General features: G+C 71.5%; 16 protein-coding genes and 1 riboswitch. Of the genes, 6 read left to right on the top strand and 10 right to left on the bottom strand.

The genetic code is table 11. The features are described 5' to 3' along the window. Nucleotides 1-20 precede the first annotated feature (20 nt). Together FIP57_RS10950 and tenA are read right to left on the bottom strand one after the other, a co-directional pair. Entirely contained in the window at nt 21-818 is a 798-nt protein-coding gene (locus FIP57_RS10950; protein ID WP_148573533.1) for an ABC transporter ATP-binding protein, read from the bottom strand. Nucleotides 819-913: 95 nt separating this feature from the next. Then, nucleotides 914-1,576 (bottom strand): thiaminase II, encoded by a 663-nt coding sequence (tenA, locus tag FIP57_RS10945; protein ID WP_162529766.1) that lies wholly within the window; start codon nt 1,574-1,576, stop codon nt 914-916. A gap of 139 nt (nt 1,577-1,715) precedes the next feature. Here tenA and FIP57_RS10940 point away from each other — a divergent pair, with 139 nt between their 5' ends. Together FIP57_RS10940 and FIP57_RS10935 are read left to right on the top strand one after the other, a co-directional pair. Further along, the gene (locus FIP57_RS10940) at nt 1,716-3,254 is read left to right on the top strand and encodes an amidohydrolase family protein (RefSeq protein WP_162529765.1); all 1,539 of its coding nucleotides are present in this window, start codon (nt 1,716-1,718) and stop codon (nt 3,252-3,254) included. A 272-nt stretch (nt 3,255-3,526) separates the two neighbouring features. Continuing rightward, nucleotides 3,527-3,859 (top strand): hypothetical protein, encoded by a 333-nt coding sequence (locus tag FIP57_RS10935; protein ID WP_148573530.1) that lies wholly within the window; start codon nt 3,527-3,529, stop codon nt 3,857-3,859. A gap of 65 nt (nt 3,860-3,924) precedes the next feature. Here FIP57_RS10935 and FIP57_RS10930 read toward each other — a convergent pair whose 3' ends face one another. The 5 genes from FIP57_RS10930 to FIP57_RS10910 form a co-directional block, all read right to left on the bottom strand. Next, a complete protein-coding gene (locus FIP57_RS10930; RefSeq protein WP_148573529.1) occupies nt 3,925-5,367 on the bottom strand; it encodes an MFS transporter in 1,443 nt (480 codons plus the stop codon). Further along, complete coding sequence (locus FIP57_RS10925) at nt 5,364-6,704, bottom strand: M20 family peptidase (RefSeq protein ID WP_148573528.1); 1,341 nt, start codon at nt 6,702-6,704, stop codon at nt 5,364-5,366. The genes FIP57_RS10930 and FIP57_RS10925 overlap by 4 nt, the downstream gene beginning before the upstream one ends. 9 nt (nt 6,705-6,713) lie before the next feature. Further along, complete coding sequence (locus tag FIP57_RS10920) at nt 6,714-8,237, bottom strand: fused MFS/spermidine synthase (RefSeq protein ID WP_148573527.1); 1,524 nt, start codon at nt 8,235-8,237, stop codon at nt 6,714-6,716. 36 nt (nt 8,238-8,273) lie between these two features. Beyond that, nucleotides 8,274-10,163, bottom strand: a complete 1,890-nt coding sequence (nhaA, locus tag FIP57_RS10915) for a Na+/H+ antiporter NhaA (RefSeq protein ID WP_148573526.1) — start codon at nt 10,161-10,163, stop codon at nt 8,274-8,276. Nucleotides 10,164-10,318: 155 nt separating this feature from the next. Continuing rightward, nucleotides 10,319-10,891, bottom strand: coding sequence for a histidine phosphatase family protein (locus FIP57_RS10910; protein ID WP_162529764.1), 573 nt, complete (start codon nt 10,889-10,891; stop codon nt 10,319-10,321). Continuing rightward, nucleotides 10,891-11,032, top strand: a riboswitch (cobalamin riboswitch). (Overlaps the previous gene by 1 nt.) 38 nt (nt 11,033-11,070) lie before the next feature. On the opposite strand from FIP57_RS10910, the gene cobN reads away from it, so the two are divergent. The 4 genes from cobN to FIP57_RS10890 are packed head-to-tail and all read left to right on the top strand — an operon-like array spanning nt 11,071 to nt 17,606. Further along, nucleotides 11,071-14,682 (top strand): cobaltochelatase subunit CobN, encoded by a 3,612-nt coding sequence (cobN, locus tag FIP57_RS10905; RefSeq protein ID WP_148573524.1) that lies wholly within the window; start codon nt 11,071-11,073, stop codon nt 14,680-14,682. A 7-nt stretch (nt 14,683-14,689) separates the two neighbouring features. Further along, complete coding sequence (gene cobF / locus FIP57_RS10900) at nt 14,690-15,409, top strand: precorrin-6A synthase (deacetylating) (protein ID WP_148573523.1); 720 nt, start codon at nt 14,690-14,692, stop codon at nt 15,407-15,409. Further along, nucleotides 15,406-16,884 carry a cobyric acid synthase gene (locus tag FIP57_RS10895; protein WP_148573522.1) on the top strand — a complete coding sequence of 493 codons (1,479 nt, stop codon included), beginning with the start codon at nt 15,406-15,408 and terminating at the stop codon, nt 16,882-16,884. Before cobF ends, FIP57_RS10895 begins: the two co-directional genes overlap by 4 nt. After that, nucleotides 16,881-17,606: a cobalt-precorrin-6A reductase gene (locus FIP57_RS10890; RefSeq protein WP_148573521.1), complete on the top strand. Its 726-nt coding sequence runs from the start codon at nt 16,881-16,883 to the stop codon at nt 17,604-17,606. Before FIP57_RS10895 ends, FIP57_RS10890 begins: the two co-directional genes overlap by 4 nt. A gap of 52 nt (nt 17,607-17,658) precedes the next feature. Here FIP57_RS10890 and FIP57_RS10885 read toward each other — a convergent pair whose 3' ends face one another. Genes FIP57_RS10885 through FIP57_RS10875 form a run of 3 tightly spaced genes read right to left on the bottom strand, consistent with a single transcriptional unit; the run spans nt 17,659 to nt 20,491 of the window. After that, on the bottom strand, nt 17,659-18,441 hold the full coding sequence (locus tag FIP57_RS10885) for an ABC transporter ATP-binding protein (RefSeq protein WP_148573520.1): 783 nt from the start codon (nt 18,439-18,441) through the stop codon (nt 17,659-17,661). Next, nucleotides 18,438-19,499, bottom strand: a complete 1,062-nt coding sequence (locus FIP57_RS10880) for an iron chelate uptake ABC transporter family permease subunit (protein ID WP_148573519.1) — start codon at nt 19,497-19,499, stop codon at nt 18,438-18,440. The genes FIP57_RS10885 and FIP57_RS10880 overlap by 4 nt, the downstream gene beginning before the upstream one ends. Next, nucleotides 19,499-20,491, bottom strand: a complete 993-nt coding sequence (locus FIP57_RS10875; RefSeq protein ID WP_203231172.1) for an ABC transporter substrate-binding protein — start codon at nt 20,489-20,491, stop codon at nt 19,499-19,501. Before FIP57_RS10875 ends, FIP57_RS10880 begins: the two co-directional genes overlap by 1 nt. Nucleotides 20,492-20,495: the final 4 nt, after the last annotated feature.

The raw sequence follows: 20,495 nt of genomic DNA, 5'->3' as shown, positions 1-20,495 counted from the left end.
CTCCCTCGTCTCCGCGACGGTCATTCGGTCACCTCGAGCAAGGACAGGAGCTCGTCACGGAGCTCGGCGAACGCTGGGTGCCGCAGGAGCTCGCGCCGGCTGTCGGTCTGCGGCAGCTCCACCTCGATGCGTTGCACGATCCGGCCCGGCCTGGCACTCATCACCACGACGGTGTCCCCGAGGAGCAGCGCCTCCTCGACGTCGTGGGTGACGAGTACGGTCGTGCGGGGCGCCTCGTCCAGGGTGAGCCGGAGCCACTGCTGAAGGTCGGCCCGCGTGATGGAGTCGAGCGCACCGAAGGGCTCGTCGAAGAGCAACACGTCCTTGCCTGCCGCCATCGTGCGGAGGAACGACACGCGCTGCCGCATGCCGCCCGACAGCTGGTGCGGGTACTTCTTCTCGAACCCGGAGAGCCCGAACCTCTCGATCAGGTCGAGCACCTGCTCGCGCGCCTCCTTCTTCGAGACGCCGTGGTTCTCCAAAGCCAGGGCCGCGTTGCCGGCGACGTCGCGCCACGGCAGGAGGAGGTCGCGCTGCGGCATCCAGGCGCAGCGGGCGAGCCGCTCCTTCATGGTGGTCGCTCCCTCGACCCGGACCACGCCCTCACTCGCGTCGGTGAGGCCGCAGATCATCGAGAGGATCGTCGACTTGCCGCACCCGCTGGGGCCGACGATCGACAACCGGCCATGGCGCGGGAGCGACAGGCTCGCGCCCGACACGGCCACCGTGCCACCGAACCGTTTGACGACGTCGACGAGCTCGACGCCCTCCCCCTGGACGGGGGGAGCGACCGTCTTGGCCTCTGCCGAAGGGTGCATGGGGATCTCCCGACTTCGAGATGCGAGATCTGACATATGATGTGCCGACCCTAGGGAAGCAACCGGCTGATGGCTACCCCCCGCACGGGTCAACGTCAGCTGGGCTTGCCGGCGATCGCCATGTCCCAGAAGTCGTGCTCGAGCCGGGTGGCGTCGACGAAGACCCGGGTGAGCCGCGCCCGGTCGACCTCGGCGAGCCCGGCGGCGTCGGCGTCGAGCCGGGTACGCATGGCAGCCACCAGGGCGGCGTACTCGTCGGTGGCGAAGAACTCGAACCAGGGCCGGTAGACGGGGTGCGCGACGACCTGGTCGACGTGGTGGCGCGCGATCTCGCCGTAGCTCCAGGCGCACGGCAGGATCACCGCGCCGATCGCCACGACGTCGTGCGTCGCCGCCGTGGACAGCAGGTAGGAGGTGTAGTTGCGCGTGGCCGGCGCCATCACCTCTTCCTGCGTCAGGTCGCCGCTCAGCTGTTGCACCCGCGTCAGCAGGCTCCGGTTCTGGGGGATCTCGACGTCGACGATGTTGGCGAGCGCCGCCGAGTAGCGACGCAGCTCCTCGTCGTCCCGGGACTTGGCGACGCCGAGCGCGATCGCCCGTGCGTACTGGGGCAGGTAGAGGAGGTTCTGTCCTACATAGAACTGGTACGTGCTGGGCGGCAGCGACCCGTCCGCCATGCCACGCACGAACGGGTGCTCCGGCAACCGGTCCCACACCTCCGCCGCCGCGCCCCTGGCCTGGTCACTGAACGACTGCACGCCCACTGGATCCTCCATTGAATATGAGATATTCCGTCGGAGCCTAGGCAGCCGGGCGCGAGGCGGTCAATGACCTGAACTGCTTGACCACCGAGACGATGAGATCTAATGTCTCGGCTCCATGACGCGAGGAGGGTCCGTGCGCACGCTCGTCCTGGGGAACCCCGTGGTCAGCCTCGACCGCGTCGACCTGATCGAGGACGGGGCGGTGGTCGTCGAGGACGACGCGATCTCCGCAGTCGGCCCGCGCGAGCTCCTGGAGCAGCGAGGTCCGTTCGACCGGGTCATCGGCGGCGACGACAGCATCGTCATGCCCGGGCTCGTCAACGGGCACTACCACTCGGAGCTCTCGGTCGGCCCCGGTCACTACCAGTACATCTTCGAGCAGGCCAACGTGCACGTGCACGGTGGCTACGGCCCAGCGCTCGAGCGGGACCTCTACCTCATCGCGCAGCACTCGATCGCCTCGATGATCCGCGGCGGCCAGACGGCGGCGGTCGACATGTACTACGGCCGCCCCTCGGTCCCCCACTTCGGCACCGAGCCGGTCCTGCAGGCGTACGCCGACAGCGGGTTCCGTGTCGCCTTCGGGCTGGTCTCCCGCGACCAGCACGTCTACGCGCACGAGGAGGACGACTGCTTCCTCAAGCGGCTGCCACCGGCCCTGGCCGCCGAGGTGAAGGCTTCGCCGATGGGTTACGCCTGGCCGCTCGACGAGGTCTTCGCGACGTACGAGCACCTGGTGCGCCGCTGGGACGGGTACGACGGGCGCATCCGCACGGTGCTCGCGCCGGACTGGACACCGGCCTGCTCCGACGACCTCTACAGGCGCTGCCGCCGGGTCGCGGACGAGCACGGCACCGGCATCACCTCCCACGTGCTCGAGACGCGCTCGGAGATGCACTTCAGCCGGGAGCGCTACGGCGTCCCGGCCGTGCAGCGGCTCCACCAGCTCGGCATCCTGGGCCCGGACATGGTCTGCGCGCACTTCGTGTGGGTCAGCGACGAGGAGGTGAGCATCTTCGCCGACAGCGGCGCAGTCGCCTCGAACAACCCCGGCTCCAACCTGCGCCTGTCCGCAGGGATCGCCCGCGTGCGGGACATCCGGGCAGCGGGCGGGCGCGTCGCGTTCGGCACCGACGGGATCTCGTTCAACGACGACGAGGACATGTTCACCGAGCTGCGGCTGGCGTCGTACCTCTACCGCGACCCGCGCGACTTCGAGCACGTCCGCGCCGACAGCGGCGAACTCCTGCGAGACGCCGGTGACAACGGAGCGCGGGCGATCCGCCAGGAGGGGAAGGTCGGGCGGCTCGCACCCGGGATGCTCGCCGACCTCCTCGTGCTGGACCGGCGGCGCATCACCTCGCCGGCCGGGCGATACGACACCACGCCGTTCCTCGACATCCTCGTGGACCGGGCCCAGCGTCACGACCTCCGCACCGTGATGATCAACGGCCGGGTCGTGATGGAGGACGGTGTACTGACAACCATCGACGAGGCGGCGATGGAAGCCGAGCTCGCCGAGGCGCTCGCGAAGCGGGTCTACGACCCCGACCCGGTCACCAAGCGTCACCAGGAGCTCGGCCACCTGGTGGGCCCGTACCTTCCCGAGATCTACCGGCCCGCCTACGAGCGGCCTGTCACGCCCGCCACCGGCTACAACTACCGCGGCTGAGCGCGCTGCGCGGCCCTGCGGACAGCGCGCAGCAACGCGATGCCACCACCAGGGCGCTGGGTGCCACGCCGCTCCCCCGGCATGAGCGAGATCACAAGGTCGGCATCCTCAACCACCGCGGTTCCCCCGCCGATGAGCGCTGTGAATCCCCTTCGCCCTGACCGGCCCCGCGGCCGGGCGGCGAAGCACTGCCTCTGTCGTCTCACTCGAAGAAAGCCACGCCCGTGTCGCCGCTCGTGCTCCTGGGGAGCCTCGGAACCGCCCTGTCCACCGTGACCATGCTGCCGCACCTGATGCACGCGGTCCGGACCCGGAAGCCGCACGGGTCGGCCTTCGCCTGGCTGGTGGGCGCGGTCGCGTCGACGACGTGGTTCGTCTACGGCCTCGGGATCGGCGACCTGCTCGTCGCGGCGCCCGGCTTCGTCACGGTGCCCATCGGCTTCTTCCTCGCGGCCTGGGCGGCGCGGGAGGAGCGGCGCCTCGAGGAGCTGCCGCTCGCCGTGGTCCCGGAGCAGGCGGCTTCCTCGGTCGTCTTCCTGCCCGACTGGGACCTGTCCCGTGCGTCCGCCGGCGACACGCTCGAGATGCCGCGGATCGTCGCCTGAGGGGAGCTGTCGGACCAGGCCGTGCGGACCGGGGCCAGCAGCCAGGCAGGAGCCGGCAGCGCCCTTCAGCTGCTGACGACCGGCCGCTCGGTCGCTCGCGGTGGCATCCGGAACAGCACCAGCGCGGCCACCAGGGCGGCCACGGCGCAGATCGTCCAGACCGTGAGGTAGCCGCTGAGCGGTGCCTGTCCCTCGTCCGGGCCCTCCAGCGACCCGGTCGAGGCGAGGGCGATCGCGAACACCGAGGAGGCGAGCGCACCACCGACCGTCTTCGTCGCATTGGTCATCCCGGTGGCGAAGCCGGTCCGCTCCGGTGGCGCTGCGGCCGCGGCCGTCGCGGGCAGTGCGGCGACGAGTGCTCCTGAGCCGAGTCCGGCGACCCCCATGTTGAACAGTGCCTGCCCGGTCGTCTCGTGGAAGGGCAACCACAGGGCGTAGCCCGCAGCGACGAGCAGCGCGGAGGCGACGAGAGCCCCGTGGGCGCCCAGCAGCCGGGAGGTCAGCGGCAACGTGAAGGCGCCGACGGCGAGGAAGACCACGTAGATTCCGATGAGGGTCGAGACGAAGCCGGCGCCGGCACCCAGGCCGTAGCCGGCGAGCGCCGGGTCGGTGCGTGCGAACGTGGACAAGGGGATCTGGGCGCCGAGCACCGACATCCCGAACAGGAAGGCGGTCAGCTGCACGGGCCACTGGCCGGGGGAACGGAGCAGCCGTACGTCGACGAGCGGGTCCGGCCGGGCGTCCTCGTGACGGGCGAAGGGGACCAGGGTGGCCAGCCCCGCGGCGATCAGCAGCCACGCCCAGACGCTGGTCGCCCCGTCGAGCCGTACGACGACGAGGCCGGCCATGACCAGGCCGAGCGCCGCGCTGACCAGGGCGAGCCCACCCCAGTCGAAGCCGCCCGTCGCCTCGCCCGGGGCGTCCTCCACGCCGAACCAGACGACCAGCAGGCACAGGGTCACGGCGACCGCGGGGAGGGCGAGGAGGACCGTCATGGAGGTGGCCTCGACGAGAGCGCCAGAGGTCAGCGCACCGACGATGACGGCGACCTCGAGCGCGCCGACGAGCACAGCCGCCGCCCGACGGGTCAGCAGCCCCTGACGGCCGGTGCCCGCCGTACGTCGGTGGATGATCGCGATCTCGAGGGGCAGCCACACGACGTACGCGCCCTGCAGCGCCCACCCGATCAGGAACGTGGTGAACCCCGGCGCGAACGCCAGCACCCACGAGCCCGCCGCGGTGACGGCGGTCGAGACGAGCAGGACCCTCTTGTGCCCGACCATGTCGCCGAGCCGGGCCAGGGGCGGCACGAGCAGTGCGGAGACGATGAGCTGCGCGGCCTCGAACCAGTTGACGTCGGCGTCGCTGATCGCGAGGTGGTCGGCGATGTCGGTGAAGATCGGCGTGTAGTAGCCCTGCAGGATGCCGCTGGCCAGCTCGACGCAGACCAGGAAGCCGACGACGGCGGCAAGACCGCGGGCCCTCGCGTCCTTCGTCAGGGTGCTCATGCGGGGAGCTTCTCGACCAGCCGGCGGTACCACCGGACACCGTCGAGGAAGGCGTCGACGCCGAGGTGCTCGTCGTAGGAGTGGATGGACTCGCGCTGCGCCTTCGTCATGCGGAAGGGAGCGAACCGGTAGACGCGGTCGCAGATACGGGTGAAGAAGCGCGAGTCGGTGGCGGCCATCATGACGTACGGCGCGGGCACGGCGTCCGGGAACAGCTCGGCGATCGTCGACTCCAGCAGCTCGAACGCGTCGTCGCGCGGAGAGACCGGGCTGGGCTCGTGCTGCTCGATGACGTCGATGTGCACCTGGTCGTCGTCGACGACCTTGCGGACGTGGTCGAGGACGCCGGCGACGGTGTCACCCACCATGATCCGGATGTTGACGCCGGCCTTCGCGGTGGCGGCGATGACGTTGAGGGCGGGGCTGCCCGACAAGGTCGTGACCGCGACCGTCGTACGGGTCATGGCGGCCGACTCCGGACCCGCGGCGACCAGCGCTCGGGCCAGCACCGGCCCCAGTCGACCCGCGTTTGCCAGCAGGACCCGGAGTGGCTGGGGCGCGTGGGGCGCCATCCGGCGGAGCAGCTCGACCGTCGGCTCCGGGGTCCTCGCAGGCATCGGCGAGCGGTCGAGCCTCGTGACGGCCCGGGCGATGCGGGCGGTCGGCCCCATCCGTGCCGGCGTGGAGGCGTGTCCGCCCCGTCCCTCGACGCGGAGCTCGAGCGAGGTGACGCCCTTCTCGGTCACGCCGACCACACCGATCGGCGCCGCGACGCCCGGGAACGCCTCGCCGGCCACCGCGCCACCCTCGTCGAGCACGAACCACGGGCGGACGCCGCGGCGTTCCAGCTCCTCGACCGCCAGGGGCGCCGCCCGGCCCATGACCTCCTCGTCGCAACCGAAGGAGAGCCAGACGTCCTGCGCGGGGACGAAGCCGTCCTCGAGCAAGGTCTCGACAGCCTCGCAGATCGCCGCGACGCAGCCCTTGTCGTCGAGGGTGCCGCGGCCCCAGATGGCGCCGTCGACGACGTCCCCGGAGAAGGGAGGGTGCTGCCAGGTGCCCTCCACCGGTACGACGTCGAGGTGCGCCATCAGGACGACGGGCCGCTCGCTGCTCGCGCCGGGCCAGCGGAACAGCAAGCCGTGGGTGTGCACCGGGGTCAGCTCGAGCCGCTCGTGCACCAGCGGGAACTGGGCCCTCAGCTCCTCCAGGAGGCGGTCGAAGGCCTCGGTGTCGACCAGGTCGGGATCCCGGTTGCTCACCGTGGGGATCCGGACCAGGGCTTGCAGCTTCCCCACCGCGCGCCGGGCATCGCGCGCACCCTCCCTCGACGTCACGGCGCGACGCTACCGGGCGGTCACGTGCGCTGCCGGGCGGTACGGCTCGAGCAGCTGGTCGACCGGCGCCCACTCGTCGGTGAGCACGTCGACGTCGCCCACCCATGCATCCAGCCGGTCGCCGGAGAGGGTGCGCCAGCCGGTGTCACGTCGGTCCAGCCCGCGCTGGACGGCCTCGAGGTCGAGGACCTCGTTGCTGCCGACGACGACCATGTTCCCGCCGTCGGCATCGGCCTGCTCCGGTCCGAGGTCCGCCGGCTCGCCGAGCACGGCGACGTGGTCGAAGACCCGTGCGACGGTCGCGACCTCGGACCGCGCGAAGCTCAGCTCGCCATGGTCGATGAGGTTGGCGGCGTACACCCCGCCGTCGCGCAGCGCTCGCTCGACCTCCCGGATCGCCTCGACGGTGGTCAGGTGCCACGGGACGGCGACGCCGCCGAAGGCGTCCCCGATGACGAGGTCCTGGCTGGCGGCGTCCAGGCGACCGAGCCCCAGCCGACCGTCCTCGACCCGGACGGCGACGCCGTCGAGCCCGCCGAGCTCTTCGCGGTCGATGCGGACGACTCCGGCATCGATCTCGGAGACCAGGCTGCGCGTCCCGGGTCGGGTGGCGGCGAGGTAGCGCGGGAAGGTCAGGCCGCCGCCGCCGAGGTGGTAGGCGTCCAGCGGCTCGTCGCCCGGGAAGACAGCGTCCACGACCGCGGCGACCGCACGCACGTAGACGAACTCCAGGTGGGTGGGGTCCTCGAGGTCGACGTAGGAGTGCCGGACTCCGTCGAGGACGAGGGTCCTCCCGCCCGGGCGGTCGGGGTCGACCACCACGCTGGCGCAGTGGTACTCCGTCTCGCTGTCACACCCCCCAGGCGCCAAGGTGGTCGCCACCCCCGCCGCGACGACGACCAGCAGTGCCACGGCGCCGCGCCGCGCGTGGACCCGTGTCCCGGCCACGACGAGCCCGCCCAGGACCAGCAGCCCGCCGAGGGCGAGGAGGATGGTGCTGACCGGGAGCCGCGAGAGCAGCACGAAGCCGGTCAGGACGGTCCCCGCGATGGCGCCGACGGTTCCCACGCCGGACAGACGGCCGACCACCGTCCCCGTCTCGTCGAGGCTCGTCAGCCTGAGCTTCGTGACCGCAGGGGTCACCGCCGAGAGCAGGGCGCCAGGGACGAGGACCGCCAGTGCGGCGACCGGCACGAGCAGTGCCGGCGCCGCCTCGGCGGTCGTCCGCAGCGTTGCCGGCGTCAGTGCCACCACGACGCCGGAGATCGCCAGCAGCGGAGCGAGCATGCGGTGGGGGTCGACTTGGTCGGCGAGCCATCCCCCGGCCCACGACCCGGCGGCGATCGCGGCCAGGGCGATCCCGATCACCATGGTGCTGGTCTCGAGCGTCAGCCCGAGGTACGGCGCCAGCAGCCGCAGCGCCACGATCTCGACCACCAGCACCGCCGCTGACGATCCTGCGACGAGGGTGACGGCCGCGCGGGGCCCGAGCGTCGCCGGCGAACGGTCAGGTGTGGCGTCGGATGCAGTCACCGCAGCATCTTCGCTGACCGAAGGATTCGGTCCGGCTCAGAGCAGCTCGGACCCGCGACGCGCCGCTCCGCTCGACGTCTCCTCGAGTGCACGGATGAGCGAACGGGCGTCGTACGCGCCCGCGAGACGCTCCCCGTTGATGAAGAACGTGGGAACGCCGGTGATGTTCATGGCCTCGGCGTCGAGCATGTCGTCCCGGACGCGGGCCGCTGCTTCCGGCGAACGAAGGTCGTCCTCGAACTGCTCCACGTCGAGACCGAGCCTCTCGCTCCGGCGGATGATGTCCGCCGGCAGGAGGTTGTCCTGGTCGGCGAACAGGCTTCGTGCGAACGGGAAGAACTGGCCCTGCATCGCGGCCGCTTCCGCCGCCTCCGCTGCGGCTACGGCGTTGGGGTGCTCACGCTCCAGAGGTGCGTGCCTCCAGACGTACCGGAGCTGGTCACCGAGCTCCTGCCTGACCTCTTCGATCGATCCTGAGGCCCGGAGGCAGAACCCGCACTGGAAGTCGCCGTACTCGACGATCGTGAGCGGAGCGTCGACCGGTCCGGAGATGTGGTCGCGACGTGGGTCGACAGGACGGGTGAGGGTTCGTCCCACCTCCTCTCGCGGCCTCACGGTGTCGGAGACCCGGAAGAAGACGGCTGCGATCAGGAAGGCGAGCAGCGACGCCGACAGCACCCCGGCCCGGGCCTCGTTCTGCGCGGCGGGGTCGTCGATCGCGAGGTCGACGATGAACAGCGAGATCGTGAACCCGATGCCGCACAGGACGCTTCCCCCGGCGATGCGGTCCAGGCTGAGGCCGGGGCCGAAGTCGCCGACGCGGAACAGCCGCATCAGCACGGCTGACCCGAGGATGCCGAGGGACTTGCCCGCCACGAGCGCGACCAGGACGCCCCAGGTGACGGGTGACCGTGCCGCCGCCGAGAGGATGTCGGGCGAGAGCTGGACTCCCGCGTTGGCGAGCGCGAACAGCGGCAGGATGACGTACGCCACGTACGGCGCGTACGCCGCTTGGAGTCGCTCGTTGATCGAGATGGAGGAGCGCAGGCTGTTGGCTGCCGCGCGGGCGTACTCCGTGTTCGGGGACTGCCGGAAGGTCCACGCGAGCTGGACGGCCTGCTCGACCACGCGCCGCTCCGGGCGGTACACGGGCACGAGAAGTGCGATCGCCACGCCGGCCAACGTCGGGTGGACGCCGGACGCGAAGAACGTGAGCCAGACGACGACGGCGAGGCCCACGTAGATGGGTCCCCGTCCACGCCTCAGGTAGCGGGTGACGTAGACGCCGACCAGCCCGACGGCGGCCAGGACCAGGGGGACCGGATCGAAGTCCTCCGTGTACACCAGTGCGATGATGCTGAGGGCTCCGATGTCGTCCACGACGGCGAGCGCCAGCAGGAAGACACGGAGACGTCCTGAGCCTCGTGGCCCGATCAGGGCCAGCGCTCCGACCAGGAACGCGGTGTCCGTCGAGATCACCACGCCCCATGCGTGTTCCTGTCCACTCCCTCGCGCTACCAGGACGTAGATGACGGCGGGTACGACGAGGCCGGCAACAGCGGCGATCGCCGGAACCATGGCCCGGGACCAGCTGGTCAGCTCTCCGATCGCGAACTCCCGGCGGACCTCCAACCCCACGATGAAGAAGAAGATCGCCATCAGTGCGTCATTGACGACGTGGTGAAGGCGCAGCTCTCGGACCGTGTCCCCGAGGCCGACGCTGACCTCTGTCTCCCAGAAGTCGTGGTACGACTCGAACGAGACGTTCGCCCAGATGATCGCGATCGCCGTCGCGAGCAGGAGCAACAGCGCGCCGAGGCGGCTCTCACCCAGGTCGCGGATCCGCGCGGCGACCGTGGACGCGGCACGCGTCTGTTGCCCGGAGCCCGGCTCGAGGGTCGGTTCGTCGACCGCCCTGTCGCTCATCGACCGCCTCCCGCAAGGGCGTCGTGAGCATCGGCGATCCGCACGGCAGCCTCCGCTCCGTCAAGCAACGCCCCGCCTTCCCTGGGGGCGCCTACGGAGAACTTCCCAGATCGACCCGGACCTGCCAACCCCACGACCCGAGGACCGGCGTGCCATCACAACCAGGTGAGACCTTCGGCGACCACGAGCACCGCACCGTTGGGAACCTCGACCCACGGCGCATCGTGCGGCTCTACTCCGCTCAGGTGGGCGGCTGCCACCCGGATCGCGTCACCGTGCGACACCAGCACCGTCACGGCGGCGGGATCGGTCTCGCGGAGCACGGCGGCCATCCGGTCGCGCACGTCCACGAGCGACTCGCCGCCGGCGACCGCTTGAGCTGGGTCGGACCAGTCGAGCTCCTCGGCCGCGGCCCACGTCTCCTCGTAGCCCCGCCCCTGGAGCCGTCCCAGGTGCTGCTCGCGCAACCGGACGTCGAGTCCGACGGCGCTGCCGAGCCGCGTTGCCAGGATGTTCGCGGTCTCGACGGCCCGGACCAGGTCGCTGGTGACGATGCGGTCGACCACGAGACCCCGACGCGAGACGTCGGAGGCGATGAGGGCTGCGGCCGACGCTGCCTGCGCGCGGCCCAGCTCCGTCAACGGCGGATGCGCTGTCTGACCTTGCGTGCGTCGCAGCAGGTTCCATTCCGACTGGCCGTGCCGCACGAGGTAGACCGGGTGAACCACGGGAGGGATTCTCTCGTAGGCTGCGGCGTACGCCCGTGGCGCAGGAACCCGGTGAGACTCCGGGGCGGTTCCGCCACTGTGACGTCCAGGTCGTGCTCGGCAGGGACGCAGCCAGATACTGGCCACGGGTGCGTCCGACCGTTGAACGGGGCGAGAACCCCGGAGGAGGAACCCGACCCATGGCCGCTGCCGTGTCGTCCCCACGCATTGCACTGCTGTCGACCTCCGACACCGATCTGCTGTCGGCGCGGGCCAGCGAGAAGCCCTACCTGTGGGCCAACCCGGCTCGTCCCGCACACCAGTCCATGGCGTCGGTGGTCGAGGGTTGTGACCTCGTCGTGGCGAGGGTCCTGGGAGGACCGCAGGACCTCTGCGAGGGCTTCCGTCGGATCGCCGCCACCGGGATGCCGGTGGTCGTCCTGGGTGGGGAGCAGGAGCCGAACGCCGAGCTGATGGAGCTCTCCTCGGTCCCGATCGGCGTGGCGGCCGAGGCTCACCGCTACCTGGCCGAGGGCGGACCCCGCAACCTCGCGGAGCTGCACGCCTTCCTGTCCGACACGGTGCTGCTGACCGGTGAAGGCTTCGACCCTCCGGTCTCGGTCTCCTCGTGGGGCTATGCCGAGCGGCCCGCTCCGCGGGACGGATCGCTCCCGCGGGTCGGTGTCCTCTACTACCGGGCGCACGAGGTCAGTGGCAACAGCGCATTCGTGCACGCCTTGGCCGACGCCATCGACGCGACGGGCCATGCCGTGGGACTACCGATCTTCGCAGGCTCCCTGCGTTCGGCCCCGGACGACCTCTACGAGGCACTCGGAACGCTCGACGCGCTGGTCGTCACGGTCCTCGCCGCCGGGGGCAGCACCCCCGCGACCGCCAGTGCGGGCGGCGACGACGAGGCGTGGGACGTGGAGCGGATGGCCGCGCTGGACATTCCGGTCCTCCAGGGGCTGTGCCTGACCTCGAGCCGAGCGCAGTGGGAGGCCTCGGACGATGGCGTCACACCGCTGGACTCCGCCACCCAGATCGCGATCCCCGAGTTCGACGGCCGCGTGATCACCGCGCCGTTCTCGTTCAAGGAGATCGACGACCAAGGACTGCCCCGGTACGTCGCCGACGCCGAGCGCACGGCGCGAGTGGCCCGGATCGCAGTCAACCACGCTCGCCTCCGGCGCCTCCCGAACGCCGTCAAGAAGCTGGCGCTGGTCCTGTCGGCCTACCCGACCAAGCACGCCCGCATCGGCAACGCCGTCGGTCTCGACACCCCGGTCTCGGCGATCCGTCTCCTGCGCCGGCTCAGGAGCGAGGGCTATGACCTGGGTAGCGACAACGCCGTCCTGCCCCTCCTCGACAGCGACGACGACACCGCTGCAGGCGACGCCCTGATCCATGCCCTCGTCGCGGCGGGAGGGCAGGACGAGGAGTGGCTCACCTCGGCGCAGCTGAGCGACGCGCACGTGCGCATCTCGAAGGCGGAGTACGACGAGTGGACCGCCGACCTCCCGTCCGAGCTGCGGGACTCGATGACCGAGGCGTGGGGCCCGGCGCCGGGTGGCCTGTTCGTCAACGACGACGGCGAGCTCGTGCTGGCGACCCTGCAGGCCGGCAACGTCGTCATCCTCATCCAGCCCCCGCGGGGGTTCGGCGAGAATCCGGTCGCGATCTACCACGACCCGGACCTCCCACCCAGCCACCACTACCTGGCGGCCTACCGCTGGATCGAGCACGGGTTCGCAGCCGATGCCGTGGTGCACCTGGGGAAGCACGGGTCGATGGAGTGGCTGCCCGGGAAGACCGCGGCGCTGTCCGCCGCGTGCGGACCCGATGCGGCGATCGGCAATCTGCCCCTCGTCTATCCCTTCCTCGTCAACGATCCCGGCGAGGGCGCGCAGGCGAAGCGCCGTGCGCACGCCACGATCGTCGACCACCTCGTGCCTCCCATGGCGCGTGCGGAGGCGTACGGCGACATCGCTCGCCTCGAGCAGCTCCTGGACGAGCACGCGAACATCGCGGCCATGGATCCCGCGAAGCTGCCCGCGATCCGTGGTGAGATCTGGCAGCTCATGCGCTCTGCCGAGATGCACCGTGACCTCGGGCTCGAGGAGCGTCCGGACGACGAGGAGTTCGACGACTTCCTGCTCCACGTCGACGGGTGGCTCTGCGAGATCAAGGACGCGCAGATCCGCGACGGCCTGCACGTGCTGGGTGCGGCCCCGACCGGCGAGGCACGGGTCAACCTGGTGCTGTCGGTCCTGCGCGCCGCTCAGGTCTGGGGCGGCGTCGGCAACGCGGTGCCCGGACTGCGGGCGGCCCTGGGGCTCAAGGAGGGCAGCGACCTCAAGGCGGTCGACGAGACCGAGGCCCGGGCACGGGAGCTGGTCGAACGGCTGGAGGCCACTGCTTGGGACGCCGCGGTGATCCCCGACCTCCACGACGACCCGGACGTCCGAAGGGTCCTGACCTTCGCCGCCGAGCAGGTCGTGCCCCGGCTGGCGAGGACGACCGACGAGCTCGACTCCGTGCTCCACGCGCTCGCCGGCGGCTTCGTCCCGGCCGGCCCCTCGGGCTCACCGTTGCGTGGTCTGGTCAACGTCCTCCCGACCGGCCGGAACTTCTACACCGTCGACCCGCGAGCGGTGCCGTCACGGTTGGCCTGGCAGACCGGTCAGGCGATGGCCGACTCGCTCGTCCGCAGGTTCGTCGACGAGACCGGTGGCTACCCGTCCTCCGTGGGGCTCTCGGTCTGGGGCACCAGCGCGATGCGCACCTCGGGTGACGACGTGGCGGAGGTGCTCGCCCTCCTCGGCGTGCGCCCCGAGTGGGACGCGGAGTCGCGCCGGGTGAGCAACCTGTCGGTCGTCCCGCTCGAGGAGCTCGGCCGGCCCCGGATCGACGTCACCGTCCGGATCTCCGGCTTCTTCCGTGACGCCTTCCCCCACGTGGTGGCGATGCTCGACGACGCGGTGCGGATGGTCGCCGAGCTGGAGGAGCCGGCTGAGCAGAACTACGTGCGCGCCCACTTCCGGTCCGACCTGGCAGAGCACGGCGACGCCCGCCGCGCGAGGACCCGGATCTTCGGCTCCAAGCCGGGCTCCTACGGCGCCGGCATCCTGCAGGTCGTCGAGTCCGGCTCCTGGCGCGACGACCACGACCTCGCCGAGGTCTACACGGCCTGGGGCGGGTTCGCCTACGGCCGGGACCTGGACGGCGCACCGGCTCCCGACGACATGCGCGCCAACTACCGGCGCATCAAGGTCGCCGCGAAGAACGTGGACTCCGCCGAGCACGACATCGCGGACTCCGACGACTACTTCCAGTACCACGGCGGCATGGTCGCGACGGTGCGTGCGCTGACGGGCCACGACCCGAAGGCGTACGTCGGTGACTCCACCTCTCCTGACGCCATCCGCACGCGCACGCTCGCGGAAGAGACAGCCCGCGTCTTCCGCGCCCGCGTCGTCAACCCGCGCTGGATCGCGGCGATGCAGCGACACGGATACAAGGGAGCCTTCGAGCTGGCCGCGACGGTCGACTACCTGTTCGGGTTCGACGCGACGGCCGGCGTGGTCCACGACTGGATGTACGAGAAGCTCGCGCAGGAGTACGTCCTCGACGAGACCAACCAGGAGTTCCTGCGCCGGTCCAACCCGTGGGCGCTGCGCGGGATGGTCGAACGGCTGCACGAGGCGGCTGAACGCGGCTTGTGGGCCGAGCCCGACGCGGACACGCTCGCCGCGATGCAGCAGGTCTACCTCGAGGTGGAGGGCGACCTCGAGGCCGGCGTCGAGGGGTGAGCCGCTCGTGAGGATCCGCATCCTGGGCGTCGGGATGGGGCCGCAGCACGTCACCCCGGAGGTCGCCGACGCCCTTCGGGGTTGCGACTACGTCCTGGCTGTCGAGAAGACGTCCGACGACCGGCTCCTCGCCGCGCGGCGGACGATCGCCGAGCGGTTCGGCGTCGAGGTCGTCGCCGTGCCCGACCCCGATCGCGACCGGGCCGACCCGGCCGACTACCCGCGAGCGGTCGCGGCGTGGCACGAGGCCCGGGTGGCGGCGTACGAGCAGGTGCTGCGCGCACGCGAGGGAACGGTCGCGTTCCTGGTGTGGGGCGACCCGTCGCTCTACGACTCCACGATCCGGCTGGTGGAGCAGCTCGCGCAGCGACTACCGATCGAGTACGACGTGCTGCCCGGCGTCAGCGCGCCACAGCTCCTGGCCGCCCGGCACCGCATCGTCCTCCACGCGGTCGGCGAACCCGTGCACGTCACCACGGCCCGGCGGCTCCGCGGTGCCATCGCGGCCGGACAGAAGAACGTGTGCGTGATGCTCACCGGAAGCCTTGACCTCGCGGGGCTCGAGGACTGGTCGATCTGGTGGGGCGCGAACCTGGGGACCGACTCCGAGCGACTCGTTGCCGGCCGGGTGGGTGACGTGCTGCCCGTCCTGCTCGCCGGACGCGACGAGGCGAAGGCTGCTGCCGGCTGGGTGATGGACGTCTACCTGCTGCGAGCCCCGTCGTGAGCGGGCTCCTGGTGGCGGGCACGACGTCGGACGCCGGGAAGAGCGTCGTCACGACCGGCCTCTGTCGAGCCTTCGCCCGTCGTGGCATCCGGGTCGCTCCGTACAAGGCCCAGAACATGTCGAACAACTCCATGGTGTGCGCGGGACCCGACGGGACCACCGCCGAGATCGGCCGCGCGCAATGGGTGCAGGCACTCGCAGCAGGAGTGACGCCCGAGCCTGCGATGAATCCGGTGCTGCTGAAGCCGGGCGGCGATCGGCGCAGCCACGTCGTCCTGATGGGCCGACCCGCGGGCGAGGTGTCGTCGGCCGACTGGGAGGCCGGTCGACGTCACCTGGCGACGGCGGCCCATGCGGCGTACGACGACCTCGCGTCCCGCTTCGACGTCGTCGTCGCCGAGGGTGCCGGGAGCCCTGCGGAGATCAACCTGCGCCCCGGTGACTACGTGAACATGGGGCTCGCCCGGCACGCCGGACTGCCCACCGTGGTCGTCGGCGACATCGACCGCGGTGGCGTCTTCGCCGCCATGTACGGCACCGTCGCGTTGCTCGAGCCCGACGACCAGCGGCTCGTCGCCGGCTTCGTCGTCAACAAGTTCCGCGGCGACCACGGGCTCCTCGCGCCCGGGCTTGCGTCGCTGGAGCGGCTCACCGGCCGACGCGTGTTCGGCACCCTGCCCTGGGACCCGACACTGTGGCTCGACTCGGAGGACGCGCTCGACCTCGACGGCAGGCGCGCCGTGCGGGCGGGCGCCCACAAGGTCGCCGTGATCCGGCTGCCGCGGATCAGCAATTTCACCGACGTCGACGCACTCGGTCTCGAGCCCGGGCTCGACGTCGTCTTCACCGCCGACCCCAGGGACGTGGCCGACGCGCAGCTCGTTGTCCTGCCCGGCACCCGGTCCACCCTCGGCGACCTGACGTGGCTGCGTGCTCGAGGGTTGGACCTGGCCCTCGTCGACCACGTCCGGCGAGGGAGACCGCTGCTGGGCATCTGTGGTGGCTTCCAGATGCTCGGTCGCACGATCGCCGACCCAGCGGGCGTCGAAGGCCCGGCAGGCGCCGTCGCCGAGGGATTGGGGCTCCTCGACGTGCGCACCGACTTCGTCGTGGACAAGACCCTCCGGCTGCCTTCCGGGCAGGCGCTCGGCGCACCCGCGAACGGTTACGAGATCCACCACGGACGGGTCACCGTGGGCTCGGGTCAGCCGTTCCTCGGAGGAGCCCGGGTCGGGTGTGTCTTCGGGACGATGTGGCACGGGACCCTGGAGGGCGACGAGCTCCGACGCGCCTTCCTCGCCGAGTCCCTCGACCTCGTGCCGTCGACGGTGTCCTTCCCGCGGGCGCGCCGACGACGGCTCGACCTCCTCGGTGACCTGGTGGAGCACCATCTCGACGTCGACGCCGTCCTCGGGCTGGCGTCGCACGGCGCACCGTCGACGTTGCCCGTCCTGGCGCCGGGCGGTCCGCGGTGAGGCTCCTGCTGCTCGGCGGCACCAGCGAGGCACGTGAGCTGGCTGCCCGGCTGGTCGACGCCGGGGTCGACGTGACGAGCTCGCTCGCGGGCCGCGTGGCACGGCCGCGGCTGCCGGTGGGCACGGTGCGGGTCGGTGGCTTCGGTGGCGTGGACGGGCTTCGGACGGCCCTCGACGACTTCGACGCGGTGGTCGACGCGACCCACCCGTTCGCCCTGGGGATGACCGCCAACGCCGCTGCGGCTTGCCGCCTCGACGGCGTCCCGCTGCTCCGGCTCGAGCGCCCGGGTTGGGACCCCGATCCGGCGTGGCGCTACGTCGACAGCCACGAGGAAGCGGCCGTGCTCGCCGGACGGCTGGGCGCGTACCCGCTCCTCACGGTCGGCCGCCAGGAGCTGGCGCGCTTCGTTCCGGCGCTCGCCGAGCGTCCGGTGCTCGCCCGGGTGGTCGACGTGCCCGACCTCGCGCTGCCCGAGGCGTGGGAGCTGGTGACCAGCCGGGGGCCCTACACGCTGGCCGGCGAGCGCGCGCTCATGAGGCGGCACCGGACCGACGTCCTCGTCACCAAGGACTCCGGCGGCTCCTACACGTGGCCGAAGATGCAGGCAGCCGCCGAGCTGGACGTGGCGGTGGTCGTCGTGCGCCGGCCCGCCGGGCCCGAGGGCGTGATGGCCGTGACCACGGTGCGTGAGGCCGTCTCCTGGGTGGAGGGGTTGCGATGAGCGCCTGGGACTCCGCCGGCCGGGAGGGTCGTGACGCCTGCCCGGGAGTGGGTCACCGCACCCTCCTGTCGTGCCACACGACGTGGAGCCGCCCCGAGTGCGCGTGCGGTCCGACGGTCGCCTCGACGCCGTAGACCTCGTCGACCAGGCGCGGCGTCAGGACGTCCGCCGGCGCCCCGTCCGCGACGACGTGGCCCTCGCGCAGCACGACGAGGTGGTCGCAGAACGCGGCGGCCAGGTCGAGATCGTGGAGCGCCGCGACGACGGTGAGGTCGAGGTCGCGGACGGCGGCCAGGAGATCGAGCTGGTGAGAGAGGTCGAGGTGGTTGGTGGGCTCGTCGAGCATCAGCACCTCCGGCCGCTGGGCGAGCGCGCGCGCCAGCTGCACCCGCTGCCGCTCACCACCGGAGAGCGTCTGCCAGGAGCGGTCGGCCAGGTGGCTCACCTCGCTGAGCCGCATGGCCCCGGCGATCTCTTTCGCACCCTCGTCGCGTCGGGCCGGCCAACGTCCCCGGTGCGGGATCCTCCCGAGCTCGACGACCTGACGGGCGGTGAGCGGCAGCCCGGTCGACGCGTGCTGCTCGAGGAGCGAGATCCGGCGGGCGCGAGAACGAGCCGGCATGCGGTGGACGTCCTGGCCGGCCACGTGCACCGTGCCGCCCGTGGGACGACGAAGCCCGGCCATGAGGTGCAGCAACGACGTCTTGCCGGACCCGTTGGGACCGAGCAGACCGGTGACCGTGCCGGTCGGGCAGTCGAAGGAGACACCGTCGAGGATCGTTCGTCCCCGCACGCCCCAGGTGACGTCGCGGACGGTGATGCTCGTCGTGGTCATCGTGACCTCGACTCGCGTCGCAGGAGATAGGCGAAGACCGGAGCCCCGAGCACCGCGGTGACCACGCCGATCGGGATCTCCTGCCCCTCGACGATCGACCGCGCCGCGGTGTCGGCCCAGATCATGAGGATCGCGCCGGTGAGCGCGGACAAGGGCAGCAGCCGCCGGTGGAGCGGACCGCACACGAGGCGGACGACGTGCGGCACGACGAGCCCCACGAACCCGATGGCGCCGGTGTAGGCGACCAGACAGGCGGTGAGCAGGGCCGTGCCGACCATGAGCAGCCAGCGCACCTTCCGGATGGACACCCCGAGCGAGGAGGCGGACGCGTCACCGAAGGCGAACGCGTCCAGGTCCGCGGCACAGGCGAGGATCGCGACGAGCGCGACCAGCGCGACGACCACCAGGACGGTGGCGCTGTGCCACCGCAGCCCCGCCAGCGAACCCATGGTCCATGCCAGGACCCGGCGGGCGGCGTCGTGGTCGCCGCTCATGATGACCACGAAGGAGGTGTACGCCGCGCAGATCTGGCCGATCGCCACGCCGGCCAGCACGGTGCGGGCCGGGGGCAGGTCGCCGGACCTTCCGGTCGCCAGCCCCAGCACCAGCACCAGGGCGGCGAGCGCACCTCCGAACGCGCCTGCCCCCAGCGCGGCGGTGCCGCCCAGCCCGGCCACCCCGACACCCAGCACGATCACGCTCACCGCGCCCACCGTGGCGCCGCCGGAGATCCCGAGCAGGTAGGGATCCGCGAGGTCGTTGCGAGTCAGCGACTGCAGCACGGCACCGGCCAGCGCCAACCCCGCACCGGTCGCCGCCGCCCCGACGACCCGCGGCATCCGCAGCTGCCAGACGATGCGGTCGTCGATGACCGTCACGTCGTCGACGTCCAGGCCGAAGCGGCGCAGGACCACATCGACGACGTCGGCGCCGGACACGTGCACCGATCCGATGCCCACCGCCAGGACGACGGTGAGCACGAGCACGATGCTCAGCCCCGCGCCTACCGCCAGCCCGCCCGCAGCGCGGCGCCGGGCGGGCTTCGCCGCGAGCAGCATCAGCCGAGGTCGGTCAGCTGCTCACCCACCGAGACCGCGCCGTCGGCGAGCCGGACTCCCGGTGTGGACTCCGAGAACGGCACGACGACGTAGGCCTCCGCCTGCACGGCGCGAAGCTCCTTGAGCACCGGGTCCTTCTCGAGCAGCGCGATCTTGTCGTCAGCGGTCGACCAGCTGGCGTCGGCGAGCACGATCACGTCCGGGTCCGCCTCGACCACCTTCTCCCAGCTGACGTCCGCCCAGCCTCCCGCGAGGCCGGCGAACACGTTCGTCGCACCGACGGCGTCGAGGATGAGCTGCGGACCACCCTCGCCGGCACCGGCGAACGCGGTCTTGTCGCCGGAGTCGAACCAGAAGACGTCCAGCCCGTCCCCGGGAGCGGTCTGCTCGAGCGCGTCCAGCTGTTCCTGTTGCTCGTCCTCCAGCTCGTCGCCCCGCTCCGGCACGCCGAAGACCTCGGCGACCGTGGAGATCTCGTCCCAGACGGACTCGAACGACACCTCGGCAGTCGGCTGGCCCTCACCGCACCCGAAGGGCGAGAGGTACGACGCGATGCCGAGCTCCTCGAGCTCGGGCTGCGGTCCCGCCGCCTCGTCGTCGAACGCGCTGGCGTAGGAGGCGTAGACGAAGTCGGGCTCGGCAGCGAGCAGGCTCTCGTTGTCCGGGTACTCGTCGGAGAGCACCTCGACCGACTCGTACGCCCCGACCCACTTCTCGGGCACGGCGTCGTCGAGGTAGGCGGTGCCCGCCATGCTGTCCTCCAGCCCGAGCGCAAGCATCACCTCGGTCGCTCCCTGGTTCATGGTCACCGCCTGCTCCGGAGCTGCGGTGACGGTGGCTGTGTAGCCGCAGCCGGAGGCCTCGACGGGGTAGGCGTCCCCCGCGTGCGCCTCGGGCTGCTCGGGCTCGGGAGCGCCGGCGCAGCCGGCGAGGACGAGCGGAAGGGAGGCGAGGGCAGGCAGGAAGCGTGTACGACGGGGCGTCACGGTCACTCTT

Origin of the sequence: Nocardioides caldifontis (assembly GCF_008087345.1) — a bacterium.
Classification (GTDB): Bacteria; Actinomycetota; Actinomycetes; order Propionibacteriales; family Nocardioidaceae; genus Marmoricola_A; species Marmoricola_A caldifontis.
This window is presented reverse-complemented; position numbering and strand designations above follow the sequence as displayed.

Bases quoted from the DNA above. Each gene is read 5' to 3' on its own strand.
- FIP57_RS10950 (WP_148573533.1), bottom strand. From the start codon at position 818: ATGCACCCTTCGGCAGAGGCCAAGACGGTCGCTCCCCCCGTCCAGGGG.
- FIP57_RS10930 (WP_148573529.1), bottom strand. From the start codon at position 5,367: ATGAGCACCCTGACGAAGGACGCGAGGGCCCGCGGTCTTGCCGCCGTC.
- nhaA (WP_148573526.1), bottom strand. From the start codon at position 10,163: ATGAGCGACAGGGCGGTCGACGAACCGACCCTCGAGCCGGGCTCCGGG.
- cobN (WP_148573524.1), top strand. From the start codon at position 11,071: ATGGCCGCTGCCGTGTCGTCCCCACGCATTGCACTGCTGTCGACCTCC.
- FIP57_RS10885 (WP_148573520.1), bottom strand. From the start codon at position 18,441: ATGACCACGACGAGCATCACCGTCCGCGACGTCACCTGGGGCGTGCGG.
- FIP57_RS10880 (WP_148573519.1), bottom strand. From the start codon at position 19,499: ATGCTGCTCGCGGCGAAGCCCGCCCGGCGCCGCGCTGCGGGCGGGCTG.